We start from the raw sequence: 22,992 nt of genomic DNA, 5'->3' as shown, positions 1-22,992 counted from the left end.
TAACCTGTCAGATCTGACAGGTAGGAGGGGAGTTTTTAGAACATATGAGTCTGGAAAATAAGTTACTTATCGCGGATTGTTAAACGCCCGGCCCTGAAACCGGAGGCGAAAAAAAGCCGCGCTGTTTCTGCAAACAGCGCGGCTTTCGTTCAGTGGGCAGGTTGAAGGCTTACTGCACTTCTACCGCCAGGCTTTCACTGATTTTTTGCTGCCAGATGGCCGGGCCGGTGATGTGCACCGACTCGCCCTTGCTGTCGACCGCAACGGTCACGGGCATGTCTTTGACGTCGAACTCGTAGATGGCTTCCATCCCCAGTTCGGCGAACGCGACAACGCGCGATTTCTTGATGGCTTGCGCCACCAGGTAAGCCGCGCCGCCAACAGCCATCAAGTAAACCGCTTTGTGGTCCTTGATCGCTTCGATGGCGGTCGGGCCGCGTTCGGATTTGCCGATCATGCCCAGCAGGCCGGTTTGCTCGAGGATCTGACGGGTGAACTTGTCCATCCGCGTGGCCGTGGTCGGGCCCGCCGGGCCAACCACTTCTTCGCGCACCGGGTCAACCGGGCCGACGTAGTAGATGAAGCGACCCTTGAGGTCCACCGGCAAGGTTTCACCTTTGTTCAGCATCTCGACCATGCGCTTGTGCGCGGCGTCGCGACCGGTGAGCATCTTGCCGTTGAGCAGGACGGTTTCGCCCGGCTTCCAGCTCTGTACGTCTTCAGGCGTCAGGGTGTCGAGGTTGACGCGACGGGCCGATGGGCCGGCTTCCCAGACGATTTCCGGGTAGGCATCCAGCGGTGGCGCTTCCAGCGACGCCGGGCCTGTGCCATCGAGCACGAAGTGCGCGTGGCGGGTGGCGGCGCAGTTGGGGATCATGCACACCGGCAACGATGCGGCGTGGGTCGGGTAATCCATGATCTTCACGTCGAGCACGGTGGTCAGGCCGCCCAGGCCCTGAGCGCCGATGCCCAGTTGGTTGACCTTCTCGAACAGCTCCAGGCGCATCTCTTCGATACGGTTCTGCGGGCCGCGAGCCTTCAGCTCGTGAATGTCGATGGACTCCATCAACACTTCCTTGGCCATGACGGCGGCTTTCTCGGCGGTGCCGCCGATGCCGATGCCGAGCATGCCCGGTGGGCACCAGCCAGCGCCCATTTCGGGAACGGTTTTCAGTACCCAGTCAACGATCGAGTCGGATGGGTTGAGCATGGCCATTTTCGACTTGTTCTCGGAACCGCCGCCCTTGGCTGCCACGTCCACTTCCACGGTGTTACCGGGCACGATGGAGTAGTGGATCACCGCCGGGGTGTTGTCCTTGGTGTTCTTGCGAGCGCCCGCCGGGTCGGCGAGGATCGAGGCACGCAGGACGTTTTCCGGCAGGTTGTAAGCGCGACGCACGCCTTCGTTGATCATGTCGTCCAGGCCCATGGTGGCGCCATCCCAGCGCACGTCCATGCCCACGCGAACGAACACGGTCACGATGCCGGTGTCCTGGCAGATCGGGCGGTGGCCGGTGGCGCACATGCGCGAGTTGATCAGGATCTGCGCCATCGAATCGCGGGCTGCCGGCGATTCTTCACGCAGGTAGGCCTCGTGCATGGCCTGGATGAAATCCACGGGGTGGTAGTAGGAAATGAACTGCAGGGCGTCGGCAACGCTCTGAATCAGGTCGTCTTGCTTGATCACGGTCATGAGTCGCGCTCCTCTAAAAGACGGGAACATTCAATAAGGTGCTTGCAGTGGGGTGCATCGGTCGGCTGCAAACACCTTTCAAGGCACGCCGGGGTTGCTGGCGCGACGCTAAAAAGGCGCGGCAGTATACCGCGCATCAAGGGCGGGCACACCCGCCGACAGTCAAACCAAAGTCGCATAGGGTCAGGCACGTGCCTTTGTCGGCAAAGACGCTTTCTGTGGCGAGGGAGCTTGCTCGCGCTCGGTTGGGACGCGGCCGTAAATCTGGCTGGCCGGGTATGCCTGACACTTGCAGGTGGGACTTTCTGGGCCTGCTGCGCAGTCCAGCGGGAGCAAGCTCCCTCGCCACAAAGGTTTGCCTGGCCTGCATTGCATCGCGCGTGGCTTATCACCTCAAAATTGAATGGTCATTTTTGGGCTGCAACACTAAAGTGGCAACTGGCCTTTAGGGTAGGACACTCTTTTCAGCCCCTCCTTGCGCACGGTGAGCCAACGATTGACCCATAAAGCCATCCAGCGTTTGTTACTCAAGCGTTTCACCCTGGCGGCCGGCACTTACCTGTTGGCGCTGGTGCTGCTGTGGCTGGCTATTTTCAGTGGGCATTACCGGGCACCGATCAGCAGCGCGTTGATCAGCAGTGCGTTGGTGGTACTCAGCCAGTGCGTTTTGCTGGGGGTGTTCCTCAGCGGCCGTAACCTGAGTTTCGCCGACCCGAGCCTGACCGAGGTGCAGGTGTTGGTGGGGCTGGGCTGGCAAACCTGGCTGATGGCTCATCTGGACCTGGCGCGGGGCGCCTTCCTGGTGTTCTACGTGCTGATCCTGCTGTTCGGCCTGTTCCACTTGTCGCGCCAAGCCTTTGTGCGGTGTGCGTCGTTGGTGTTTTTCAGCTTCGCGGGCATCAATCTCTGGGACGGCTATCACTTGCAGTTGAGCGACCCGCCACTGGCCGCGTTGCAGGTGTGCATGCTGTTTCTGGTGTTGCTGTGGCTGGTGCTTTATGCCCGTTACGTCCAGGCTTCGCGCCAGCGCATGCGTCAACGGCGTTTCGCCCTGCAAGCGCATCAGGACACCCTGCGCGGCATGATGCGTCAACTTGAAGACCTGGTCGCCACCGACGAGCTCACGGGGCTGTTCAACCGTCGGCACTTTTTGCGCCTGGCCTCCCGCGAGCTCAATGCCATGGACGTTGGCGTGGTGCATGGCCTGGCGCTGATCGACCTCGACCACTTCAAACGCATCAACGACCTGCACGGCCATGCGGCGGGCGACCAGGTGTTGCAGGCGTTCGCCGCCGTTGCCATGGCCTGCCTGCGCAACGGTGATGTGCTGGCACGTTATGGTGGTGAAGAGTTCGTTGTGCTGTTGCCCGACTGCGACGCCGACCGGCTGACCTCCTGCTGCGAACGTTTGCGCATTGCGTTTACCGAGGTCGAGTTGATCGGCCTGAGCGTGCGCGACCTGAGCCTCTCGGCAGGCATGACGCTGCTGGCGTTGGGCGACGACCTGGACGACGCCTTGCAGCGTGCCGACCAGGCGCTTTACCGGGCCAAGCGTGACGGTCGTAATCGCTGTGCCGCCGCGTGGGAGAACGTCGATGCCTGAGTTGCGGGTGGGCGATCTTCAGTGGTCGGTAGCGGTGGGGAGCAACCTGCTCGATGCCTTGAACCAGAACGGCATGCACGTGCCTTACAGCTGCCGCGCCGGCAGTTGCCATGCGTGCCTGGTGCATTGCCTCAAAGGCGAGGTGAGCGACCGGCGTCCCGATGCGTTGAGCGCCGGGCAGCGTCAGCAAGGTTGGCGCCTGGCCTGTCAGTGTGAAGTCGTCGATGACCTGCAGGTGGCGGTGTTCGATCCACTGCGCGACGGTTTGCCGGCCACCGTCGAAGCTGCCGACTGGTTAAGCCCCAGTGTATTGCGCCTGCGTTTGCGGCCTGAGCGGCCCTTGCGCTACCAGGCCGGTCAACACCTGGTGCTGTGGGCCGGCAATGTGGCGCGGCCGTATTCGCTGGCCAGCCTGCCGCAGGATGATCGTTTTTTGGAGTTTCACCTCGACTGCCGCCTGCCGGGTGAATTCAGCGATGCGGCGCGTCAGTTGAACATCGGCGACCCGATCCGCCTGGGCGAATTGCGTGGCGGCGCCTTGCATTACGATCCCGATTGGCAAGCCCGGCCACTGTGGCTGCTGGCGGCCGGCACCGGGTTGGGGCCGTTGTTCGGGGTGTTGCGCGAGGCGTTGCGGCAGGATCACCAAGGCCCGATCCGGGTGATTCACCTGGCCCACGATGCCAGCGAGCATTACCTGGCCAAGCCCTTGGCGGCGCTGGCGGCGAATCATGAAAACCTGACGGTTGAGCTGCTGATCCCGGCCGAGGTACCAACGGCGTTGGCGCAATTGCGCCTGGGTTCACGGCAAACCCAGGCCTTGGCCTGTGGTTCGCCGGAGAGTGTCGATGCCTTTGCCCGGCGCCTGTACCTGGCCGGGTTACCACGTAATCAACTGTTGTCGGACCTGTTTGTGCCCAGGGGTTGAGCATGCAGTGGCGCACCGCAGACCTGTAGGCGCCAGGCTTGGCCTACCATCCACAGGTTGTAGAAACGCAAAAGCCCCGTCATTCACATGACGGGGCTTTCGTTTTTCAGCGGTTTGACACTCAGACCATCTTGTCGCCAACGTGCAGGATTTTCATGCCGTTGGTGCCGCCGATGGTGTGGTAGCTGTCGCCTTTGGTCAGGATGACCCAGTCGCCTTTCTCGACCACGCCGAGTTTGAGCAACTCGTCGATGGCGGCCTGGCTGACTTGTTCAGGCGGCAACGAGGCCGGGTCGAACGGTACGGTGTAGACGCCACGGAACATGGCCGCGCGGGCCTGGGTTTCGCGGTGCGGGGAGAACGCGTAGATCGGTACCGAGGAACGGATGCGCGACATGATCAACGGCGTGTAGCCACTTTCGGTCAGGGCGATGATCGCCTTCACACCGGGGAAGTGGTTGGCGGTGTACATGGCCGCCAGGGCGATGCTCTGGTCGCAGCTTTCGAACACTTTGCCGATGCGGTGGCTGGAGGTCTTGCTGGTCGGGTGCTTTTCAGCGCCGACGCAAATCCGTGCCATGGCCTGGACCGCTTCGAGCGGGTAGAGACCGGCCGCACTTTCGGCCGAGAGCATCACGGCGTCGGTGTAGTCGAGCACGGCGTTGGCCACGTCGGACACTTCGGCACGGGTCGGCATCGGGTTCTGGATCATCGACTCCATCATCTGGGTCGCGACGATCACCGCTTTATTGTGGCGGCGTGCGTGCAGGATGATCTTCTTCTGAATACCTACCAGCTCAGCGTCACCGATTTCCACGCCCAGGTCGCCACGGGCAACCATGACCGCGTCGGAAGCCTTGATCAGGCCGTCCAGGGTTTCGTCGTCGGCCACGGCTTCGGCGCGTTCGATCTTCGCCACCAGCCAGGCAGTGCCGCCAGCTTCGTCGCGCAGTTTACGGGCGTATTCCATGTCGGCGGCGTCACGCGGGAAGGACACGGCGAGGTAGTCGACTTCCATTTCTGCGGCGAGCTTGATGTCGGCCTTGTCTTTTTCAGTCAGGGCTGGAGCGGTCAAGCCACCGCCGCGACGGTTGATGCCTTTGTGGTCCGACAGCGGGCCGCCGATGGTCACGGTGCAATTCAGCTCGGTGGCGGTGGCGGTGTCGACACGCATTACCACACGGCCGTCGTCGAGCAGCAGCTCGTCGCCCACGCCGCAATCCTTGACCAGGTCCGGGTAGTCGATACCGACTATTTGCTGGTTGCCTTCGGTCAGCGGATGGCTGGTGGAGAAGGTGAATTGATCACCGATCTTCAGCTCGATGCGCTTGTTGGCGAATTTGGCGATACGGATTTTCGGGCCTTGCAGGTCACCCAGCAGGGCGACGAAGCGGCCGTGCTTGGCGGCGAGGTCGCGCACCAGTTTGGCACGAGCCTTGTGCTCGTCCGGGGTGCCGTGGGAGAAATTCAGACGGGCAACGTCCAGGCCAGCCAGAATCAGCTGTTCGAGAACTTCCGGCGAGTTACTGGCCGGGCCAAGGGTGGCGACGATTTTGGTACGACGGACGGACATGCAAAGACTCCTCAATTCAAGCGCAACGAGAGGCTACTATGGTCCGCGGCTGTAGTCATTGTTCGTTTGCACTACTTATTGTTTTCTTTATTGAACGAACATCCCTGAAACTTTCAGGACGGCCCGCCGACTCGAACTTGCCGTTCGTCGACACTGTTAGCTCTAACGCGCTTTACGATCTGCCCGAGGGTATTCATGCGATTTTGGCATTCCAAGTCTTTCCCGGCGGCGTCGGTTCGCCTGCGTCGCGGAATCGAAAATTCACGGCCAAATGACCGCAGCGTTTTCGTTCGTGTGCAAGCCCACTGAGCCTTGGCGGCCCAGTGGTTTTTTTCGTTTGCGCCAGGCGTTGGGCGTTATGCCTTCAGCCGACACACCGAAGCGGATGACTCGTTACACTCGGTCTTTTACAGCGACGACGTGCTGGATTCGATCACCCGGTTATTGAAGATTTTCGCCAACGGGTCGATACAGAACTCAAGACAGGAGAACCCCCATGCGATTCATGCTCATTGCTGCCCTTGCCCTCAGTGTCGTGGGCTGCACCCGTTGGTCGATGAACCATCATTTGAACAGCGCTTACAGCGCGTATGACCGCGGTAATTGCGAGCAGGTGATGCTCGACCTGTCCAAGGTCGACCGCGAGAGCCGCACCCGCCGTTACGTGCAGCCGGAAGTGTCGATGCTGCGCGGGCAATGCCTGGAGCGTCAGAAGCTGTTTGTCGACGCCGCCCAGACGTATCAATTCATCATCACCCAGTACCCCAGCAGCGAGTACGCGTACCGTGCCCGCGCCCGCCTCGAAACCCTGCAGACGTTGGGTCATTACCCTGCCCGCAGCACCGCGCAAGTGCGTCCCGCCGCGCTGTGATGACCCAGGTCATTTAAAGGCTGGCCGAGCGCTGAATGCCAGTCAGTTAAGGCACGTAGCCTGTGTGCGGGCTTGCTCGCGAAGAGGGCTTTGCACTCAACATCAATGTTGACTGTGACGCCGCTTTCGCGAGCAAGCCCGCTCCCACAATTAAACTCTTGACTGACTGGCATTAGGCCGAGCGCTGGCCTTGAGCCAGGCGGGCGCGCCCCTGGTTTTATCGGCCGTGTTGCCGATGACGGGCTGATGCTCATTAGCCTGTTGCCTGCTGTGCCATGAAGACGCCCCCCATCATTACAACGCCGTTTTCTGGTGCTCTGTACTTCATCGAAGTACGGGCAACGGATGAGTGCGTGCAGCAGTATTTCAGCGTGCATCCGTTGTTCTCCCCTGCCTGATCCCCCCACACTTTTGTGGTGGAGCTGCCATCACCTCGCGACTAAACCCGATCGCTGATGGGCAGCGACAGGGTTCACGTTAGCCGTGGCGGCCAAGGCGCACAAGCGGGCGGATGTGTAGGTTGCGGCGCGGGTGATGTAGCCGCTGACTGAGGGGTGTAAGGCACTGAGGAAAGTAACGGGGTGTCGGGTTACCGTTCGTCGGGACTGTCAGTTCTTACAGGTGTTTTTGTGCACTGCCTTCAGGCTACAAATGGCTTCAATGAAGTGGCTGTATGCCTCGCATCGGAGCGCCATCATGCTGGATCAACCAGATCAACCAGATCAACCAGATCAACCAGATCAACCAGATCAACCAGATCAACCAGATCAACCAGATCAACCAGATCAACCAGATCAGACCATTCTTCCTCATTATCGACCTTTGAATAGCCCAGGGGTGCTGGCAACGGTGTCGAGCCAGAATGTAAGAATCATAGGGCCTGGTGGTCAGACCGATGGCGACAGCGAGGTCGACTTACACTTCAAACTTAATGGGTCGCATCTAGACACACACGTATTGAAAAACATAAACAGGCCCTTTCGTTACACGCGAAGTTCGTTACCCAGAGGGACACACGTAATTCATTACAGATATTTCAATACACGCAGCAACCAATGGTCTGACTGGTACACGTCGGCAAACTTTTACGTTGTGGGCCAGGTGTCTATCACCACCCCCCAGGCTAACCAGGTTGTGGTTGAGCCCCTGCCTACTATTAGCGGAATCAGTCAGGGCGCACATTGGATACAAATTGTTCGTGCGGAGAATGTGGCCGACGTTCTGAGTGCGCCGGTCAGGGTTATAAATGAGAACTGGAGTGTGCGCCTCAATCAGCAATTGGCCGTTGGCGAGCATTCCATTTCAGTGGCGTACTGGGTTGAAGGCTACACGCCGGCTTATGGAGACAAAAGAACCTTCAAAATGCTTCTGGCCCCCGTCATTACAACGCCTGTCAACAATGCGGTTGTAGGGGTTAATGCAAAGGTTTCAGGGCGAGGAGGTCTGTTCCCAGCAACGGTTTACCTCTATAAAGAGGGAGACAGAGCAACCCTTCTCGGCTCGGTCATGGTGGGTACCAATGGAACCTGGGAGACCAGGCTCACGGGAAACGTGCAGCAGGGGGCATTGCGTCTTGAAGCGCTGCAAAAGCTGGTAGGGATAGAGAGTCAGTCGATGACCATTACGGTCAACATCTTGCGACAGCCCGAGATCGGAACACCTCCGGATAACACGGTGCAGGAGCGGGTGTTTACGGTCACAGGTTCGGGCGCTAATTCTGGTGCAAAGGTCAAGGTGTTTCATGACCGTGGCACAGTCCCCATTGGCGAAGCGAGCGTGGCTGCAAATGGCGGCTGGAGTGTAGCCGTGAACGTAGACCCAGGGCGTGTATTGCTGGTGGCGGCGCAATACCTGGGCGAGGAGTACTCACTGCGTGGTGTTCCACGAACGTTCAGAATCCGCCCGCCTAAACTGGCCGTCACCCTAACGCCGCTCCCCGACAATAAAATGGAACTTTCAGGTTTCGGTCACGAAGGCGCCACTGTCGAGATCACCAAGGTCAGCGGACCGGGCGAAGCCGTTTTACCCCCCATTAAAGTGGAAAACGGTACCTGGAAGGTCACCGCCACACACTGGGTACCGGGCGACTACACCCTGTCGGCGATCCAGAAGGTTTCTGACAATGCCGGTGGCTGGATTCCCTCGTTGCCGTATGAGTTTCCCCTTCGATGGGGGCCGCCCGCCCCGACAGAGGTGGTGTACACGAAGGCGTACACACCGGTCTTCTCCGGCAAGGGTTACATCGGGACCGGGGCCGGGGTGATTATTACTTTTGCAAACGGGAGCCGTGCCGCAGAGGATGCCGCAGTGGTGGGTGGCGTATGGTCCAGCCGGGCGTTGACCGAGTGGGGGCCGACGCTGGCCCGTCAGGTTTTTTTGCGACAAACGCTGGGTGAGATGATCTCCTCTGACAGTGTTGAAGTCGCTGTGACCATTGAGCCCCAAGCCCCCATCATCACGGGATTTGACGAAAACGAATTATCACCGACCATTTCCGGCACGTGCTGGCCTGGGGCCGTGGTCAGTTTCAGCTACAGCGATAATGCCACAATGCCTAGCTTAATCTCTGTCAGCGGAAGCTGGAGCTATAAACGCGACGTTCCCTTTGCACCCGATGTCGAGCACACGATTTTCGTGTATCAGACCGTCGCATGGCAAAAGTCTCTGCCCGCCACCAAGACGTTTGCTGTCAACAAGCCGCTCCACCCACCGGTCATCACTGAGCCCGAGGAAGGCCAGGAGGTTGGCCACAACCTGGTCGTGAGGGGCAAAGACGGGGTGTCGGGCGCCACGATGCAACTCAGGGATGCCCAGTACGGCTGGTCTCTGGGGGCGCCGACGTTGCTGGACGCCGATGGCGACTGGTCGGTGCCGCTCGAGGACCTGCGTTTCGGTCCGTTCTACATTGATGCGCAACAGCATATCGGCGACCGGAAGTCTGAACGCAGCGCCCAGCGCAGATTTACGGTAGTGGTGCTGCCTCCGGAAATCGAGGTGCCGACGCCCGAAGGCAACCTTCCACGGACCTCGAAGATTTGCGGCACTGGTAGGCCGGGTGGCCGTGTCGATGTGTGGTTGCAAGGCAATACGCAACCTTGGCTTAAGGATCTGCCGATCATGGACAACGGTCGCTGGGAGGCGGAGGTCAGTTTGCCTGTCGGAACGAAAACCCTCTGGGCCAGGCAGGTTTTCGAGGAGCAAGTCTCCAAAGACAGTTCACCTCGCATCTTTCACGTCGTACCTGCCGCGCCGTTCATTGAAACCCCCGCCGAGCAAGAGGCTGTGGGGCGACACTCGGTGGTTTCAGGGTTCGGGTATCCGGGCGACACCGTCACGGTGACGCTGGTTTCCAATGATGAGCCAACGGTGTTGGGGCAAGCGCCCGTGCTGGAAGACCGCACTTGGTCGATGGCCATCGAACTCAATTATCCAGGGGGTACCTGCCGGTTGAGTGCCGTGCAATCGCGAGAGGGTTTCGACTCTGTGCCGGCCACCGTGCGAACGATTCTGCCGGGGGCGGGCCTGCCGGGGGTTGACGTGCCGGCAGAAGGTGCATGGGTCACTTCACCGGTGGCGGTTGCGGGGGAGGGCGTCGGTGTCGGTACGGGGGAAGTGGTCGCCTGGTTCAACCCGGAGGTGAGGCTGGCGCCTGAGTTTGAGGTGGTGGGCGAGCGCTGGGCGCAGACCACTGATGGGCCGCTGCGCGAGGGCGGCAATCGGGTCAGCTTTCGCCAAACGTTTGAGCGCGGGGGGGCATCGATTCGTTCTGACTGGGCCGAAAGTGGCCGGTTCGAGGTTAAACCGCCGAAGCCTTCGTCCACCTGAAATGCCCTTTTCTTCCCGATGAACGGTCGCCGCTACTGTCACTTATGACAGTAGACGCCGACCTGGTTCTGACGCCAAATCCAACCATTGCCTTGAACGGCCCAGGCTTCTGGCGAACCCGTTCAACGACCCGCCACGGGTAACAGGAGCTTCATCATGGCTATCAACCAGGCTCACCCTTGTGTGCAACTGCTGCACGAAGTGTTCAGTGATACGCAGCGCGAAAACTATCAGACGCTGACCGACTACATTGAGGCAGGCGGGTCGGTGTTTCCACTGGTGGAGAAGGGCGTGGCGGGCCTGGTGGATGGCTACGGCTTGAGCCTGAGTGATGCACAAAACTTTCTGGGGCGGGCCAATGCATTGGCTCTCTACGTGCGGCGTCAGTTTATCGAGCAGACATTGGTCGGCGATAACACGGAGTCCATCAAGTCGATGAGCGGGTTGTTGTCACTGGTCGAAGGGCCGAGTTTTGAACGGTTGTTCAAGTCCTCTTTCAATATTCTTTGCCCGCCGGACGCCCTGGAGTCGGTCACTTCACCTGTTGCCTATATGATCGACCTGCTCAAGTGGAAGCGAGACCGAATGGAAGCGTATGGCGATAGCTCAAAAATGCTACTCGAGGCTAATCGGCGTACGGATCTTAAAGACCTGATCGTCGACTTCAATGCGGTTCATCAAGCAGTCTCGTCGGTCGATATCATCACCTTGGTACTGGAAGCCTTTATCAGGGCCAACAAACCGGGCACGCCTGATCTTGATGAGGGCATGAGCACCGTCCGCTATCCCAACGGGCTGCCCTATCACCGGGATTGGGCGACGATTGATTATGTCGCCCGCGAGCATGATCTGTCCGCAGGGGCCATGGCACGTCAGGTCGACCTGCTCTTTCCGTATTTTCTGCAACCCAATGCCCTGAGCAATAAGGGGGAAAGGGCGATGCTTCATGCGTCCCGGTTGGGACCTTTTCAGAGGAGCTTGCTGACTGAGGAGCCACTGGTCACCGAGCCCCCTGAAAAAGTGAATGCGTTCTATGCGCTCAACTTTGGAGTGGGGCCAGACATTGGAGTCAATCCTATAAGCAACATGCGGTGGGTGTCGTTCTTCTGTGAAAGGACAAAACTCGAGCCCCTTGACCTTGAGGCGTTGCTTTCAATTCGAAGCTTTGTACCGGTGCGGTCTGCCAATGCGCCTGTGAAAAACAATGAACCATTGATTTCAAGTGGCGCGCTGTCGGGTTCGGTCTATATCAATGCCGATTCAAGTGGCGATGCTGTAGATATTGAGCTAAGGGGGGGAGCGGATCATTCCTTCCAGCATGTTCTGAAAAACGCCCCTCACGCCCGAATCGACCGCATGAACCGCAAGCTGCGCCTGGATCAATGGCTGGGCTTGCCGCCTGAGCAGGTGGATGCACTGATCATGGCGGCGATCAGGACCGAGGCGCGCACGATCCCCGTGACTGCGGGCCCAGAGCCCGCTCATATCAACTGGATCTCCAATCACACCGTGCGGGCCATCGGCCTGTTCCAGGAGTTACGTGAGCGTTGTGGCTGTACGGTCGATGACTTTGCGGTGTATATCCATGAACTGTCGATTTTCGGTCGCGGTGAAACACTGTCGCAGTTTGATCGGGTGTTCAATCCGCCGGGGTTCTCTACTGATCCCTTGATACTGGATGGCGGTGAATTTCCGGTATTTCCTGTCCCTGGTGAGGACGCGTTGACCGTCAACCTGATCTGCCAAAGGCTGGGTATCAACCTGCACACTTACCGTCACCTGGCCGAGGTGATTGCCCCGGCTCATAGCCCGGTTGGTGGCCCGGAGCAACCGCTGAAACGCAATCTGGCGGTTCTTTCAAGCTTTTACCGCATGGTCAAGCTCCCCCTGCTGCTGGGCATCACGCCGGTGGAAGGCCTCCTTCTGCTCTTGACCCTGGGGGGCGAGAGCTGGCTCAACGCGTTGGCCGCAGCCCCACAGCTCAAGACGAACACAGAGGACGGCCCACCGGATGTGCTGAACGTGATCCACGCCCTGGACGCCTGTGTTCGCTGGTGTGCCGAACACGACATGCCTGTGGCGTGGATGCTGCAGCAGGTGTCGCCCATCACGGTGCCAGCGGCCGCGTCTACCCCTGAGCGCGCGTTGTTCGAGCAACTGCGCACTCTGTTGAGCGCTGCACTGTTTTCCGATACGGCGTTATTAATGGCGGGTGTCCCGCCGCTGGCCGGTGGCGCTGGCTGGCTGGACTTGCTGGGCGCTGTGGTCGATGACCATGGGTTGGTGCTGACGCAGACAGAGCAGGACACGCGCGATTACCCAACGTTCGCCCGTGTAGAACTCGACAAGGCCGTCCGGGCCGGGATTGGCGAGGGTGATGAGGGCTCTCGTGCCCTGATCGTCGAGAAAATGCTCGACGTACTCCTGCAAGCCCGAAGCGGCCAGATGTCAGTGGTCAAGGAGTGCGTGGCGGTCTATGCCAACCTGAGGTCGGAGCTGGTGTTGCCGGTACTCGCCTGGGCACATGGCACGGTGTATGAGGTGCTCAGGCAAGCGCTTGAACGCACGATTCAACCCGATGAGCCGGCGACCTACCACCGGCAGGAAGAGGATGAAGCGGATCCGTTTCTGGTGTTACTGGCCGATGTGCAGCGACGCAGCACCGTGGTGGTGAAACTGGACCTGAGCGTAGCGCTGCTTGAGGAGTACCTGGCTTACGGTTACCAAGTGTGGTGGAGCGCCCCTGACAAACATCAGTTCTCCTTGACCACGCTGTACTACCTGACGGTGCTGACCCAGGCCTTTGCGCTGGGAGATCAACCGTCCGTGAAGCTGCTCGATTACCTGCGCGAAGTTAACCAATTGCCTCAGCAACCCTCACAAGACGCCTTGCGTCTGGCCCAGGAGGTGGCCGCAACCCGGCTTGCGATTTTCTTTACCTGGAGTATCCAGGAAGTGCGCGAGTGCGCACTGCACATCGACCCGGCGCAAGGCCTGGTCAAAAATCTTCGTCAACTGGACCTGCTGATGCGCGTTCGTGTGCTGGCGGCACGCACGGGCATGGATGCCCGGACGATTATCCTGATGGGCACCCTCCCGGACGCTATCGAAACAGGGATTAACACGGCTGCTTACCCGATCACTGCCCGGCATGCATTGCTCAGCCTGTCCTCAACGCCCGTGCCTTTTGTTCCTCATGATGGCGAGGTCCTGGAACACATGGTCGTGCCAACGTGCACTGTGAATCGCAGAGAGTTGGTGGCTAACAATCCGCAGTTAACAGCCACATTCACGGTGATGGTCCTGGACCTGGCGGGTCAGCCCTTGAGCGGGGTCAATGTGTACTGGCAAACCGAGCTGGGAAGCATCAATGGCGGTAAGCCCACGGTTACCAACCCCAGTGGGGTAGCCATTGCGACGTTACTTCCAGGGAACGTGATGGGCACCGCCAGCCCACGTTACTGGCTGGACCTGCATGAAAAGCAACAGGCGCCCAGTGTGGTGATTGGGGTTGATAAAACAACGCTGGGCTTCCCGAGTGGTTTCATGTCTCGGGTGCCAGTGGGTGAGGTCCCGCTGGGGCAGGAGGTCGAGCTGTATGCTGTGATGATGGATGACTTTGACAATGTGGCGAGTGGCATTCCCGTGCAATGGAGCAGCCAGCCTGAGGGTGAACGGGTAGCCCAGATTCAGCCAATTATCAGGCCAAGCGAAGCGCTGACCAATCAGGAGGGGGTCACACGGGTGTCCGTCTCAAGCCTGACCGCCGGGACGTTCGTATTCAAGGTTTCCGTGACCCGTTCGAACGACGATACAAACACCGCGTACTTTGCCCCGATTACCTTCGGCGCCCCCCCGCCGGCCCCTTGAATGCACCCCAAACGGTCCGGACGCTGGCTGTCCGGTCTCGCACACCTGACCCTATCCCGGGAGCAACGGTTATGGAAAACAAGCATATCGCCGGACTGCGCGAACACTATCGCAGCGCGTTGGTTGAGTTCTGCATCGGGCAAGTGAAGAAAGACCCCGAGGACCCCTCGTTCAGCTTCATGCGAACACCCGCGGACTTGTTCGAACTCTTGCGCATGGACCCGCTGGACACCTATCCGGTGCAAAGCTCCTGGGTTGCCGAAGCCACCAGCTGTGTCCAGCAATACATCCATGCGACGTATCGCAAGCTGGAACCGGGGTATTCCGAGGTCAACTTCAATTCACGGGACCTGAAACTCTGGGAACTCTACAACAATTACCCGGACTGGGCGGCGTTGCAGATGATCGCCATTTACCCGGAAAACTTCATCACGCCTCATGTGCGCCGCCGAAAAACCAGCCTGTTCAAGACCCTCGAAAACAACCTGAACCAGACGCGACTCAGTGCCGACTCCGTGCAAGTGGCGTTGCAGGAATACCTGCAGGTGTTCGAGCAGACCTGCAACCTGGACGTCATCAGCAGCTACATGGACGGCGGCTCACCCACCCGCGCCGACTATTACTTTATCGGTCGTGAGCGCGTGCAACCGTTCCAGCACTTCTGGCGCAAGGCCGAGGTTGAGCTGACGACCAGTTGCAAGGCCATCAACCCCGCGGCCTGGAGCGAGTGGCTGCCGGTCGAGATTCCGGTGGGCGAAAAGGTACTGGATATGCGGCCGGTGTTCTGGGGCGGGCGTTTGTGTCTGGTCTGGGCTGAGTGGCGTGACCAAACGGTTGACAAGAATAAGGAGCAGGTTCAGCCCTACAAACTGGATGTGCAACTGGCGTTCATGGCGCAGAACGGTCATTGGTCACCACCCCTTTCCCTGTACAGCGACGAATATCAGCAGGACGTCTCGCCCAACAGTCGGTTGATCGCCACGGTGTTTGTCGATGACCAGCACCCCAAAGGCAAACTCGGGGTGTTGTTGACCAATCGTGACCCTCAAGAAAAGAACCCTGTCGATGTGTACCGGGTACGCGATGTCCTGTTCCGTAGCGTTGACGACGAGGATGAGGACAGCGGCTGGCTCAGCGCGTTGGCGGACTATGGTTTTGATGTTCCTGAGGTTGTGCAGCATCCGATTGTAAAACAGCGTCGCCCGACGATGAGCAACACTGATGTACCTGCCGGTAGCTTGACCCCTTTCTACTCCCTGGAGGCGGTTGTTTTTCGCGTTGCCGATAAGGACATTCTGATGGTCAGGGGCTTGTGTGCGGTGAAAAGCCCTGATGAAGGACCAGCCAGGAACTTTGATTTGACGATGGAAAACCAATCAGGGGGCGATCCGGCACCGATCACGGGTTCATTCTCCGATACGGGAGGCTGGAAAACCAAATGGATGGCCGTTTCTCGGTCGGCTGGTGGATTATTGGATCCCTTCACCTTTATGTTCGGCGGTACTGCGCCCGGTCACACGGTGTACGGACGCAAACGCTATGTGGTAACAGTTGCTTCGATGGAAGGTACGAGTTTTGCCCCGTTGTCACTGGACAAGACCAGTACCGAGGGCGCGCAGTTTCTTAAACTCAACCAGCCCGCATTGGACCTTAAATATGTACGTTTGAACTCCCTGTTTGGCCCGGAACTGGTTCAACGGGCCAGTATTTCGGTGGATGCGGTACTGGATTGGGAAACCCAGCACCTGCCAGAGCCGGGCCCTGCTGTCGGCACTCTCGATGAGCCGCTCGACACTTCCCGCGTCATCGACGAGCCGAACGGGGCATTCGATGGGGCCAATGGGCTGTTTTTCTGGGAGCTGTTTTTCCATGTACCGCACCTGGTGGCGTCTCGCTTGAGTGCCGAGAACCGCTTTCTGGAGGCGCAGCAATGGTTGCACTACCTGTTTGACCCCCAGGCCCCCATGGACTCGAGTACGACACCTGAAAAACCGCTTTACTGGCGCTGCCGGCCATTGACCGGCACCGGTAACCTGGGTTGTGAAGCGCAGGCCCCCACCGATCCGGATGCGATCGGTTACTCGGCCCCTCGGCATTTTCAGATCGTCGCGTTCACCGAATATGTAAAGAACCTGATGGCGTGGGGGGATTGGTACTATCGCCAGCTCACCCGCGACAGCCTGGTGGCCGCCAAGTTGTGTTACGTACAGGCCGGATTCCTGATGGGCAAGGCCCCCACGATGAGGTCTGTCAACCGTTGGGTGCCGACAAAAGTCAGTGACCTGATGGCCAAAACCGTTACCCGGCCTGAACTGGAAGCGTTTGAAAGGGACCTTGCCTTCACGCTGGCGGATGTACCCGCCAAGGCCGACGCAGCCCCAGTGCTCGGTATGGTGGGTACCGAACCGTTTATGTTGCCGATCAACGAGCAATTGCTCGAACTCTTTGATTTGCCCGCCCGGCGTATGGATTACCTGCGTAACAACCTGACCCTGGACGGCAAGCCGATGCTGGTTCCGTTGTTCAGCCCCATGACCGACCCCGATCAGTTGCTCCGGGACCTGGCCGCAGACGGTGCCGGCACGCCACGGCCGATGGGTGGGCAATTGGTGGTGGTGGCGTTCCGCTGGCGGGTGTGTTTCGAGGCTGCGCTGCGTGCGGTGCGAACGCTGCAGGATTATGGCAATCAGGTGTTGCGCCTGCTGGAGCAGCGCAATCGCGCGGAACTGGAGGAACTGCAGCACACCCATCTGGTGGAGTTGGGGGCGTACGCCAAGGCCGTGCAGGACCAGATCATCGAGCAGATGAAGGCGACCGAACAAGCGCTGACGCAGAGCAGGGCTGTAGCACAGGAGCGCGCCGATGCTTATGCGAAAAAGTATGAGGACAATGTGAGTGATGCAGAATATGACGTGATGGACGCCATACTGCTGGCGAAAATTTATACGGGCATGGGGATAGGATTCAAGGCGGCAGGAGCGGTTGCTACAACAGTTGTCCCGAATAAAGCCGGGACGTCATTTGGGGTGGCGAACCCAGGGGGGATACTGGAAGCCGCGGGTGGCACGTTTGATGTCTTATCTCTCAGCATGTCCTTGCATGCGGAAAGAATGGCCACCACCGAAACCTACCGTCGTCGCCGTGACGAATGGGACCTGCAACGTCATCAGGCGCTGGCCGAGGTGCGTGCACTCGATGCACAGATCGCCGCGCAGGCCTTTGCCGTCGCAGCGGCCCAGGCCAGCCTGGAGCAAACCCAGAAAGCCAACAGCCATGCGTTGGCGCTCTACACCTTCATCAAAAAGCGTGCGACCAACGCCGAGCTGTTCGGCTGGCTGCTGGGCCAGCTCAAGGCCCTGCACTATCAGGCCTATGACGCGGTTGTCGGCTTGTGCATCAGTGCCCAGGCGTCGTTGATGTTCGAGACCGGTGATTACGACTCGCAGATTCCCCTGCCACAAGTCTGGCTGGACAACCGTCACGGCCTCACGGCAGGCGATCATTTACAGGTTCATTTACTGCGCATGGAGCGTGAGTTCCTGCATCGCTATGAGCGGCGCCTGGAAGTGGTCAAGACGATTTCCCTGCGGCAATTGTTTGAGGACACCGTGGACCCGCAAGTGGGTTTTGATGACTGGGCCTCGGCACGCTCAAACCTGGTCAGCACCGGAACACTGGATTTCAAACTCACCCAATTGCTTTTTGACCGCGATCATCCGGGGCACTATTGCCGACAGATCAGCAGCGTGGAGCTGGACCTGCCGGTGCTGGTCCCGCCGTATCAGAATGTAAAGGCCACCCTGATCCAGATCAGCAGCACCACGGCGACCAAGGCGTCGATCCGTTCGCTGGAGTATTTGCACCAGCTTGTAGGCGCAATAGCCCCCGCCGATGTGCGTTTCAACCTGCGCAGCGGCCAACAAATCGCCTTGTCCGTGGGGATCGGCGACACCGGTATGGCGAGCGTGAAACCCGATGAAGGCTTGCTGAATCCGTTTGAATGCACGGGCGTGGTTTCGCGCTGGAGGCTCAACTTCCCCTGGCCAAAAAAGGAACCGCAAAAAGCCATGCTGGAATCGTTGACGGACATCATTGTGCGCATTCGTTACACCGCCAAGGTCGGCGAGCCGTCGTTTACCCGAAAAGCCGAGGAACTGGTCACCCTTGCCGAAGCGAAACCGCCGGCTAAATCGGCCAGCCAGGGAGCGGGTAATCATGAGTAACCCCGTCATTCAGGCCAATGACAGCCTGGTACGCAATGGTGCGTTTTTAAATGGCTACAAAGAATGGACGCCGACCAATGAGCTCTGGACGGGCACCGCGAGCGAGCCTTATGAAGGCGTCAATATTCGGTTCCTGACGCTGGCAAAACAGGCCTCGGTCAGCCAGCTCATCAAAGTGCCAAAGGACGTTCGCGGGGACACTCATTACACCCTCAGCTTTCTTTACGAAACGCGCAATACCTTGCCCGGCAGGCTGGAAGTCACGGTTGTCAGGACGGGGGAAAAACAGGCGATTGCGCTTGATCCAGCCCCGCCATCGGACAGCCAGCAGGATCAGTATCCTCAGGCGTTCAAACCGACTTCGTACCATGAAGAACTGAAGTTGGCGCTTGAAAAAGATGACACGATTCGTGTCAGCGTGTTCAGCCCTGATGGCAGCAATTCGCAGAAAATCTGCATCACCCGAATCCAGATTCTCTTGCACCTGGGGCCGTTGCAATTACAAACGATGAACCTCGACAACGAGGTGTTGCCTGCTGATCGCATGTTGTACCTGTGTTTGGGGGCCACGGGGGAAGGGCAGCACAAGCTCGGCTTTCAGGCTGTAACGGACAACGCCTGGCTGGATACTCAAGCGTCGCTGACCAGTGATGACAACCCGCAGGGCGCCATTGCCGCCACACCGTCTATGGGTGTGGACCAGCCACTCGGTTCGCTCTGGTCGCTTGACTGCCCGGTGATCGAGGGGGACGGGCCGCATGAGTTTTCGCTCAACCTGCTGAACCAGTACACCGCCGAAGCTTTTCCGATCATGGCTTCGCTGGGACATCACCGGCTCAAATTCGGCGCGGTGCAGGAAGCGGCTTACTTTCCGGTTCGCGAGTACCGGCAGAGTGTTCGCCTGGGTGTTCAGGTGCTGTCGTATTACACCGATCAAGCGGTCCCCAACCTGGAGGTGAGCTGGGGGCTATGGGGGCACCCGCAGAGCACAACGTCCATCACCGACGACGAGGGATGGGCCTGGTTCGACTATCTGCCGCAAATTGATGGCAAGCATCTCATTGAGGCCTCGGTCCGGAGCCTGTACTACGCCAGCGGCAGGAGCGCTCAGGCACTGGAGGTCTACGCACTGGCAACGGACCCCTGGAAAGATGTGCGGGTTGTTGTCGAGGGTAACGAGACGCCGTGGGATGAGAAAACCGGTTACCCCAATCGCGGCTCAACGTACCCCGTCACGCTGAAGCTGCCCGAAGACAGCCCATTGCGGGACACCGATCTGTGGCTAATGTGGGAGGGGGATTCCTCGCAACAGTTGGGGGTGACGGTGAGCCCGGCGCTTCATGAACGGGTGCCGGTCACAGCCTTTGAATTGACCTGGAACCTGACCTGCGAGGATCGTCGCGACGGCACGTTCGACCTGCTGCTGGGGTGCTCGAAACTGTTGCTCGACTCGGGCAAAAAACCGATGTCGCTGGCGCGTAATGTGGTCAGCGTCGGTGAGGTGCGAGGGCCGAACAAATCCCCGGTGGTGGATGAACACGAAAGCGTGCTGCTGAGGGTGCAGGTGGTGCATGTCACCAGCAACGGCCCGGGTGATCCGGTGACCAATGCCCTGGTTGACTGGGAGGTGCGCGGTAAAACGATTTCCACTGTCACGGGGGCCGGCGGTTGGGCCAGTGTTCTGGATACACCGACAGCGCACGGCACCTACATCATTATCGCTAAGGTTCGGGCCCATACCGAGATGCGGCCAATACCCCATGAGTTCGCGGTCACGGCGCTGGAGACCAGCGCCTGGAAGGACCAGGCCGGGTTTTATCTGGACGACGAACCGGTGGAGCTGAGCACCGTCGGGATCGTCTGCCAACGTGGCAAGCCGCATACCTTTCGGGTCACTCCGAAGGCCGGTGGCCCGGTGGCCGGTAAACCCATGACCTTGAACTGGAGTGCTGAGGATCCTGGCTTGGGGTTAAAGATGGGTGAGCCGGTCGAGACGCCTGCAGGTGATTGGGAGTGGTCGTTGAGCGCTGAGGCAGGCTCCAGCCTTAGTGGCTTGTTCGAGCTGAAGCTCAAGAGCGAGGGGTTGCAGGACGCTCGAGCGCTGTCCGGTCGGTTACTGTCCGCCAACCTGGAGGAGGAAGCGAATGTGCTGCTCGACCGGGTATCGGCTTCGATTGGCAGTCAGACGCTCTACCCGTGCCTGGGCGCGGTTCATGGTTTTCACTGCTTGCCTCATGCACTGAGCCCGTTGGTCGGGCTGCAGGTCAAGTTGAAGTGGTCGGGCACCTCGGCTGATGAGTTGGGGGCAATCGTTGAGCCCGCGTTAGACCAGCCTCAGATCATCAGCGACGGGGGAGCGCTCTGGGCGTTGAACTTCGTCGGCAGCGAGAAAAATGGCCGGTTCGCTTTGGCACTGGAACTGCCACAGCTCAAGCTCGCTTCTGGGGCCAATGTGATGGACTTGGGGCACAACAAACTCAGGCTCCAGGCACAGCATGACGCCGCCGTGGACCCTGTCGCCGGTCAGGATCGGGCGTGGCTGTGGGTTCAAGCAGTGTCCGCGTTCACCCGGCAACCGGTTGCGCAGGTGCCTGTGGCGTGGGCAGCTGCTGGGGCTTCGGCCGTGGTAAGTACCGATACCGAGGGGTGGTCCGGCTATGGGTTTGCGCCGCTAACCCAGGGTCAATACCCGATTGAAGCGCGGGTCGTCAGCCCTTATGACGGCTATGAGGAAAAACGTTCGCTGACGGTCAACGCGCTGGCGAGTGACCCCTGGGCGGAGCTTGAAGTCCGGTTCGATGGGCAACCTTCCCGGCGCTGGGGCTCTTTTACTTTTTTTCCGCGGCGCAAGGGCGAGCATTTCATTGAGGTGTCGGCACCACAAGGCAGTGTGTTGCTGGATCAGTTTGTCACGTTGGGGCTTACGGGCACCGGCCCTGCTGAACTTGGCGTCAGTTTTGTGCCTGCGACAGCACTCGGGGTTCCGCGCCAACTGACCTCTGAGGGGCTGAGTTACACGCTTAAGGGCGGGGACCTGAAGGACGGCAGCTTCTCGTTGCGCCTGGCGGCTGAACGGTTGCAGAACCTTTCACCGGCCAATGCGATGTCGCTGGGCGTGGGCTCTCAGGTGGTCAAGATTTCGGCAAGTCATCTCATCCTTCAGGTGCTCGACTGGGAGCAGATGCTGGAGGAACAGGTCACGGTGGTTTCTGCCGTCACCGGCAAGCCCATGGTGGGGTGGACGGTGACATGGCGCAGCCCTGACCTGGGCTCGGTTGAAAGCCGTACCGATTTTTATGGTGTGGCGCGGATTCGCTTCAAACCACTTACAGCCGGGGCCGCCGAGTTGACGGCGACGGTGGGGGATGAGGTGTATTCGGAGTCGGTGTCGTTGGCGTTTGTGGTGAACGAGCCGCGTGAAATCAAAGCATTGGTTAGCGTTGGTCAGGGTGCCTATCCGGGGGAAGAGGGCGAGGCACAGGCCACTGTGGTGTCGGCTCTTACCGGTCAGCCTTTGAGCGATGTAGAGGTGATGTGGGACTTTGCCGGTTTTTCTCTGACCCCGACGCGGACCGATGCCGAGGGCAAGGCGAGCGTTCGTTTCAGGCTAGAGATGCCGGGCGATGCGGTGCTGGTGGCTTCGGTGCGCGGGGGGCTGGGTGGCTGGGACATGGCGTCCTTGTTGTTTACGACGCTGGAGGATGCGTTGTTGCTTGACGATCTTTTTACTGAAAGGCCAACTATTTTTCTCGGTGAAACGGGCGTTTTTCGCACAAGGGCGGTGTATAGCCGTACGGGGTTTGTCGCGCAAAACATCTGGGTGAACTGGAGCTTTCCGCACTTGCAGTTGTTGCCTTCGCTCACCGATACCGATGGAGTTGCGAGCGTCGAGTTCAAACCTGCGAACATCGGGACGTTTGACCTGATCGCAACGACCAGTGGCAGTAGCCCTGCCTCAAAAAGCCTGGCGTTTATGGTGCTGGATCCACTCACGGATCCAACACATGCCAAGGTAGCTGCTGTTACTGCATCGAAGAATCCGGTTGGTGTCCGGGAATATGTGACGTTCACAGCCAGGATCGTTGCGACAGTCTCTGGGGAGACGATGCCGAACAGAGAGGTGTTTTACTCGGTGGCCGAGAGTAGCTATTTACCAGCGACGACTGATCATAAGGGGGAGCTATCGCGTATTTATAGTCCTATTGAGGCCGGGAGCTTACGTTTTGTGGTCGAACTTCGTAATCCGGGCGGGGATACCGAATCTGGTGGCGTCACCGTAACGGTGGAAAGTTTATTGGAACCGGAAAGCCGCATTTGATTGCTGGCGGGCAAGTGGATTTTTAACTGGGCTACATCACGCCTGATGCCTGTCAGTCAGGGCCCGAAACGTGTGGGAGCGAGCCTGC

Annotated in this window: 11 protein-coding genes; 9 read left to right on the top strand and 2 right to left on the bottom strand. The window is 59.3% G+C overall.

Annotated features, from left to right (window positions below; translation table 11 throughout):
• Positions 1–169: 169 nt before the first annotated feature.
• Complete coding sequence (locus tag AC1Z1G_RS20725) at positions 170–1,693, bottom strand: fumarate hydratase (RefSeq protein ID WP_347901700.1); 1,524 nt, start codon at positions 1,691–1,693, stop codon at positions 170–172.
• A 496-nt stretch (positions 1,694–2,189) separates the two neighbouring features.
• Between AC1Z1G_RS20725 and AC1Z1G_RS20720 the strand changes: the two genes are divergently transcribed.
• Together AC1Z1G_RS20720 and AC1Z1G_RS20715 are read left to right on the top strand one after the other, a co-directional pair.
• Entirely contained in the window at positions 2,190–3,296 is a 1,107-nt protein-coding gene (locus AC1Z1G_RS20720; protein ID WP_483622244.1) for a GGDEF domain-containing protein, read from the top strand.
• The gene (locus AC1Z1G_RS20715; RefSeq protein ID WP_483622243.1) at positions 3,289–4,224 is read left to right on the top strand and encodes an iron-sulfur-binding ferredoxin reductase; all 936 of its coding nucleotides are present in this window, start codon (positions 3,289–3,291) and stop codon (positions 4,222–4,224) included. The genes AC1Z1G_RS20720 and AC1Z1G_RS20715 overlap by 8 nt, the downstream gene beginning before the upstream one ends.
• Positions 4,225–4,345: 121 nt before the next feature.
• On the opposite strand, the gene pyk is transcribed toward AC1Z1G_RS20715, so the two are convergent.
• Complete coding sequence (gene pyk / locus AC1Z1G_RS20710) at positions 4,346–5,797, bottom strand: pyruvate kinase (RefSeq protein ID WP_347901696.1); 1,452 nt, start codon at positions 5,795–5,797, stop codon at positions 4,346–4,348.
• Between the two features lie 496 nt (positions 5,798–6,293).
• Between pyk and AC1Z1G_RS20705 the strand changes: the two genes are divergently transcribed.
• The 7 genes from AC1Z1G_RS20705 to AC1Z1G_RS20675 all read left to right on the top strand — a co-directional run bounded on the left by AC1Z1G_RS20705 (position 6,294) and on the right by AC1Z1G_RS20675 (position 22,904).
• Positions 6,294–6,668, top strand: a complete 375-nt coding sequence (locus AC1Z1G_RS20705; RefSeq protein ID WP_483622241.1) for a tetratricopeptide repeat protein — start codon at positions 6,294–6,296, stop codon at positions 6,666–6,668.
• 275 nt (positions 6,669–6,943) lie between these two features.
• Positions 6,944–7,066 (top strand): hypothetical protein, encoded by a 123-nt coding sequence (locus tag AC1Z1G_RS20700; protein ID WP_483622239.1) that lies wholly within the window; start codon positions 6,944–6,946, stop codon positions 7,064–7,066.
• A gap of 275 nt (positions 7,067–7,341) precedes the next feature.
• Positions 7,342–7,494, top strand: coding sequence for a hypothetical protein (locus tag AC1Z1G_RS20695; RefSeq protein ID WP_483622237.1), 153 nt, complete (start codon positions 7,342–7,344; stop codon positions 7,492–7,494).
• Positions 7,495–7,877: 383 nt separating this feature from the next.
• The gene (locus tag AC1Z1G_RS20690) at positions 7,878–10,493 is read left to right on the top strand and encodes a hypothetical protein (protein WP_483622235.1); all 2,616 of its coding nucleotides are present in this window, start codon (positions 7,878–7,880) and stop codon (positions 10,491–10,493) included.
• A gap of 156 nt (positions 10,494–10,649) precedes the next feature.
• Positions 10,650–14,363, top strand: a complete 3,714-nt coding sequence (locus tag AC1Z1G_RS20685; protein ID WP_483622233.1) for a Tc toxin subunit A — start codon at positions 10,650–10,652, stop codon at positions 14,361–14,363.
• Between the two features lie 71 nt (positions 14,364–14,434).
• A complete protein-coding gene (locus AC1Z1G_RS20680; RefSeq protein ID WP_483622231.1) occupies positions 14,435–18,586 on the top strand; it encodes a Tc toxin subunit A-related protein in 4,152 nt (1,383 codons plus the stop codon).
• A complete protein-coding gene (locus AC1Z1G_RS20675; RefSeq protein ID WP_483622229.1) occupies positions 18,579–22,904 on the top strand; it encodes an Ig-like domain-containing protein in 4,326 nt (1,441 codons plus the stop codon). The genes AC1Z1G_RS20680 and AC1Z1G_RS20675 overlap by 8 nt, the downstream gene beginning before the upstream one ends.
• Positions 22,905–22,992 lie beyond the last annotated feature (88 nt).

Source organism: Pseudomonas sp. JL27(2026), assembly GCF_056933555.1.
Note: the sequence above shows the minus strand (reverse complement) of the source record. Positions and strands in the feature narration are given on the sequence as shown.